Source organism: Halopseudomonas sp., assembly GCF_041579695.1.
Taxonomy (GTDB): Bacteria; Pseudomonadota; Gammaproteobacteria; order Pseudomonadales; family Pseudomonadaceae; genus Halopseudomonas.
Window position 1 is genome coordinate 1 of record NZ_JBFGFI010000210.1, and the last position, 1,380, is coordinate 1,380.

Genomic DNA, 1,380 nt, shown 5'->3' on the forward strand with positions numbered 1-1,380 from the left:
CCTGCTGGCATTGATGGAACTCGAACTGCAGATCATCGATGTTGGCGTAGAGTTCGCCGAAATAATCCTCCATGGCCTGCAGCCCGTGTACGTCATGCATCGGATCAGTAAAATGCACGTCAGGGGCGTAAATTTCGCTGACGCGATTCAAATTGGTCTTGTCCAGGCTGGCAAACACATCTGCGAAACGCTGTGGATAATCGCTGCTCATGATTGGTCTCCCAGGCTTTTGAACGTCTCGATCGCCCGCTTTCGGCTGTCTTTCAGGTCGACGATTGGCCGCGGATAGTCGGTCGTGCCCAATAGATCGCCCGCGGGCGGCTGGTGTATCTGTTTGGCATCCAGATTGCGCAGCTCGGGGATCCAGGTACGGATGAACTCGCCGTCGGGATCGAACCGCTGTGACTGGGTGACCGGATTGAAGACGCGGAAGTAGGGCGCCGAGTCGGTCCCGGTCGACGCACTCCATTGCCAGCCTCCATTGTTCGAGGCCAGATCGCCATCGACCAGATGCTGCATGAACCAGCGCTCGCCCTCGCGCCAGTCGATCAGCAGGTTCTTGGTCAGAAACATGGCACTGATCATGCGCAGGCGATTGTGCATCCAGCCGGTGGCCAGCAGCTGCCGCATGGCGGCATCGACGATGGGTATGCCGGTGCGACCCTGCTGCCACGCCGCAAGCGCGTCAGGATCGTCGCGCCAGGGCACGTTCTCGGTTTCCGGGCGAAAAGCACGGCTGCGTGAAACCCGCGGATAGCAGACCAGGATGTGCTTATAGAACTCGCGCCACAAGACCTCGTTTATCCAGGTAACTGCACCGCGGTTGCCACTGTCGAATTCACCCTGATTGGCCGCAATGGCCGCGTGCAGGCACTGGCGCGGGGAAAGCACACCGCTGGTGAGGTAGGCAGAAAGCCGACTGGTGCCATTGGCTGCGGGTTGATCGCGCAGGTCCTGGTAGTCGAACAGCACCTCATCGGTGAATGCCTCTAGCCGCTGCATTGCAGCCTGTTCGCCGGCCGGCCAGAGGTTCTGCTGCTCACTCGAAGCCTGTTCGAATCCAGCGATGCAGTCCGGGACCGGGTCGGAAGAGACTCCGGCAAGACTCTGCTTTCGCGGCATCGGCACGCGCTCCGGTAGTTGGTCGTGCAGGCGCTGACAAGCTTTTTTGCGAAACTGGCTGTAGACCTTGTACATGGTGCCTTCCTGGGTTCGCAGCGAGCCGGGCTGGAACAGGATCTGGTCGGTGTAGCGCTGGCAGCTCAGCGACGCTGCGACGAATGCCTCGGCCACCGCATTGTCGCGGTCCTGCTCGTGAATGCCGTATTCGTCGTTAAAAAAGATGCCCGCGGCGCCGGTCTCCTTGGCGACGCTCAGCAG

At 60.4% G+C, this 1,380-nt stretch carries 2 protein-coding genes; both read right to left on the minus strand.

The genetic code is table 11. From position 1 onward, the window contains the following. Positions 1-211 (minus strand): nuclear transport factor 2 family protein (locus ABYA88_RS16470; RefSeq protein WP_373188463.1); only part of this gene is annotated, 211 nt, incomplete at its 3' end. After that, positions 208-1,380 (minus strand): deoxyribodipyrimidine photo-lyase (locus ABYA88_RS16475; RefSeq protein WP_373188464.1); only part of this gene is annotated, 1,173 nt, incomplete at its 5' end. The genes ABYA88_RS16470 and ABYA88_RS16475, both read right to left, overlap by 4 nt.